Consider the following 3,787-nt stretch of genomic DNA (forward strand, 5'->3'; position numbering starts at 1 on the left):
CCCTCGATTTATACGCCGACGCGCTTGACCAAGGATATGCGATTAGACAACCTTCCCTGAAGGGCAGGGGCTCAAGTTGTTCGTATCGCAAGGAGTATCGCGTGTCTGATCGTCGTCCGCTTCACATCGTCGTGCTGATGGGCGGCTGGTCGGCGGAGCGCGAGGTGTCGCTGTCGTCGGGCAAGGGCATCGCCGAGGCGCTGGAGTCGCTTGGGCATCGCGTCACGCGGATCGATATGGGGCGCGACGTCGCCGCGCGGCTCGCCGAGGCGAAGCCGGACGTGGTGTTCAACGCGCTCCACGGCACCCCCGGCGAGGACGGGTCGGTGCAGGGGATGATGGACCTGCTCGGGCTTACCTATACCCACTCCGGGCTCGCCACCTCGGTGATCGCGATCGACAAGATCCTGACCAAGAACCAGCTCGTCCCCCACGGCATCCCGATGCCGGGCGGTCGCGTGGTCAAATCGGCCGAATTGTTCGCCGGCGACCCGCTGGCGCGGCCCTATGTGCTCAAGCCGGTCAACGAAGGCTCGTCGGTCGGCATCGCGATCGTCACCGCCGACGGCAATTACGGCACGCCGATCGGGCGCGATGTCGAGGGGCCGTGGCAGCATTTCGAGGAATTGCTCGCCGAACCCTATGTCCGCGGGCGCGAGCTGACCACCGCGGTGCTCGGCGATCGCGCGCTCGGCGTGACCGAATTGCGCCCCAAGAGCGGCTTCTACGACTATGACGCCAAATATACCGAGGGGCTGACCGAGCATATCTTCCCGGCGCAGATCCCCGACGAGATCACCGAGGCGTGCAAGTCGATCGCGCTCGAGGCGCATCGCCTGCTCGGCTGCAAGGGGTGCAGCCGCGCCGATTTCCGCTGGGACGACGAGCGCGGGATCGACGGATTGTTCCTGCTCGAGGTCAACACCCAGCCGGGGATGACCCCGCTGAGCCTCGTCCCCGAACAGGCGCGGCATACCGGGATGAGCTATCCCGAGCTGGTGCAGGCGATCGTCGACGCGGCGTTGCAGGATCGGGCGTTGCAGGAGGAAGCGGTATGAGCCGACAGCCCGTCCGCCGCTCGCCGCCGCGCCGCCCGGGGGCGCCGCGCCGCAAGACCTCGTTCGGCGACCGGCTGATCGCCAAGCTGCCGATCAGCCACGATACCTTGCGCCGGATGGTCACCTGGACCTTCCTCGGCGTCGGCGGCGCGGCGGTGCTCGCCGGCGCGACCTGGTTCGGCGTGCCCGGGATGATCGGCGGCGCGATCGCCGAGAGCACCGGGCGTGCCGGGATGCGGGTCGAGCAGGTCGATATCACCGGCCTCAAGAAGATGGATCGCGAGACGGTCTATGCCGTCGCGCTGGAGAATCAGGCGGCGGAGCGGCCGTTGCTCGCGGTCGATCTCGATGCGGTGCGCAAGCGGCTCCTGGCCTATGGCTGGATCGCCGACGCTTATGTCTCGCGGCGCTTCCCCGATCGGCTGCTGATCCATATCGTCGAGCGGGAGCCGGCGGCGATCTGGCAGAACGAAGGACAATTGACGCTGATCGACGCCAATGGCGTGCTGCTCGCGCCGATCGACGCCGATCACATGCCCGCCGGGCTGCCTTTGGTGATCGGGCCGGGGGCGGCGCAGCAGGAGGCGGCGTATCAGCAATTGCTCGCCGCCGCGCCGGCGCTTCGCCCGCGCGTCAAGGCGGCGACCTGGGTCGGCAACCGGCGCTGGGATATCACCTTCGACAGCGGCGAGACCTTGCTGCTGCCGCAGGACAATGCGGCGCAGGCGTTGGTCAAATTCGCCGAGATGGAGGGCGCCAAGCCATTGCTGGGCAAGGGCTGGGTACGTTTCGATATGCGCGATCCGAACAAATTGGTCGCGCGCAAGCCGGGGCCGGACAGTAACCGCGCCGATGCCGACCAGGGGGAAAATGGCGGCAATGGCACGGGGAACGGCACCACCACCGAGACGCGCGTTGCGCGGACCGGCGATGTCTGAAGAAGGGGCGACGGGGACATGGCGAAGGCAGCACCGGAAGGACTGATCACCGCGCTGGACATCGGATCGTCGAAGATTTCGGCGATGATCGCCCAGAAGGGCGATGGCGGCGAGCTGATCGTGCTCGGCACCGGGCAGCGCGAGTCGCGCGGGGTGAAGCGCGGCTATATCGCCGACATGGCCGCGACCGAGGTGGCGGTGCGCGAGGCGGTCGAGCAGGCGGAGCGGATCGCGGGGATCAATATCGAGAATGTCTGGGCGGGCTTCTCCGCCGGCGGGCTGGTGTCCGACGAGGCGTTCATCGAGTCGGAGCTCAACGGCCACCGTATCGAACAGGCCGATATCGACGCCTTGCTGCAGGAAGGGCGCCAGTCGATCGACCCGCAGGGCCGGATGGTGCTCCACGCGCAGCCCGCGCTTTACACGCTCGACGGGCTCGATGGCGTCAAGAAGCCGATCGGCCTCCACGCCGACCGGCTCGGGGTGCACATCCACGTCATCGCCGCCGACGGCTCGCCGGTGCGCAACCTCGACCTGTGCGTCCGCTCGGCGCATCTGGAGGTCAAGTCGATCATCGCCGCGCCCGTCGCGACCGGGCTCGCGTGCCTCAGCGATGAGGAGCGCGATCTGGGGGTGGCGTTGGTCGAGATCGGCGCGGGGATCACCAATGTCTCGTTGTTCGCGGGCGAGATGCTCGTCGGATTGAAGTCGATCGCGATCGGCTCGTCCGACATCACCGACGATATCGCCTCCGCCTTCGGCACGACGCGCGGGCAGGCGGAGCGGATGAAATGTTTCCACGGCTCTGCCAATGCCTCCCCGCGCGACAATCATGAGATGATCACGATCCGCTTCCCCGAGAATGAGGAGGACGGCGACGCGCTGCAGATCACCAAGGCGGCGTTGATCGCGGTGATCCGCACCCGGCTGGAGCAATTGATGGGCGAGGTGCAGACCGCGCTCAAGGAATTGAAGTTCGAAGGCCCGATCAACCGCCAGGTGGTGTTGACCGGGGGCGGCGCGGAGCTAAAGGGCATCGCCGATTATGCGCAGCAGGTGCTCGGCCGCTCGGTGCGCGTCGGGCGGCCGCGCGGGCTGACCGGATTGCCCGAGGCACATGCCGGGCCGGGCTTTGCGACGCTCGCCGGGCTGGCATTTTTCGCGGCCAATGATCCGATCGATTTGCGCGGGCTGGTGCCGCAGCAGGCGCAGCAGGTTTATCGGCCGAAGGGGTTGAGGGCGCTCAAACGCCTCTTTCAGACGGTGAAGGCCAATTATTGAGGCTGCACAGTGGTTTTCGGCTGGCACGGTCGGACGCTATGTTGCAGGAAGGTTAATCGAGACGCTCGGCGCTGGGGTGGAGCCGGGGCAGGCGGAGTAAGTACGCGATGGGAATCGAATTCATCACGCCGGATGCGGACGAGCTGACGCCGCGCATCGCGGTGATCGGTGTCGGTGGGGCGGGCGGCAACGCGATCGCCAACATGATGCGGGCCGAGGTGCAGGGCGTGGATTTCCTCGTCGCCAACACCGACGCGCAGGCGCTCAAACAATCCAACGCGCCGCAGAAGATCCAGCTCGGGGCGAAGATCACCCAGGGGCTCGGCGCGGGTAGCCGGCCGGAGATCGGCCGCGCCGCCGCCGAGGAAACGATCGAGGAAATGTCGCGCCGACTCGAAGGCGCGCATATGTGCTTCATCGCCGCCGGGATGGGCGGCGGGACGGGCACCGGCGCCGCGCCGGTGATCGCCAAGGCGGCCCGCGACATGGGCATCCTGACGGTCGGCGTCG

3 protein-coding genes and 1 pseudogene are annotated in these 3,787 nt (G+C 67.4%); all 4 read left to right on the forward strand.

Going from position 1 to position 3,787, the window contains the following annotated elements; genetic code table 11:
* Positions 1–101 precede the first annotated feature (101 nt).
* Entirely contained in the window at positions 102–1,058 is a 957-nt protein-coding gene (locus BGN95_RS20975) for a D-alanine--D-alanine ligase (RefSeq protein WP_265269068.1), read from the forward strand.
* Positions 1,055–1,996, forward strand: coding sequence for a cell division protein FtsQ/DivIB (locus tag BGN95_RS20980; protein ID WP_265269069.1), 942 nt, complete (start codon positions 1,055–1,057; stop codon positions 1,994–1,996). Before BGN95_RS20975 ends, BGN95_RS20980 begins: the two co-directional genes overlap by 4 nt.
* An 18-nt stretch (positions 1,997–2,014) precedes the next feature.
* Positions 2,015–3,277: a cell division protein FtsA gene (ftsA, locus tag BGN95_RS20985; protein WP_265269070.1), complete on the forward strand. Its 1,263-nt coding sequence runs from the start codon at positions 2,015–2,017 to the stop codon at positions 3,275–3,277.
* 107 nt (positions 3,278–3,384) lie between these two features.
* Positions 3,385–3,787 (forward strand): annotated as a pseudogene (locus BGN95_RS20990) (cell division protein FtsZ); the annotation flags it as partial.

The sequence above is a fragment of the Sphingomonas sp. 66-10 genome (assembly GCF_001897045.1).
Taxonomy (GTDB): Bacteria; Pseudomonadota; Alphaproteobacteria; order Sphingomonadales; family Sphingomonadaceae; genus Sphingomonas; species Sphingomonas lycopersici.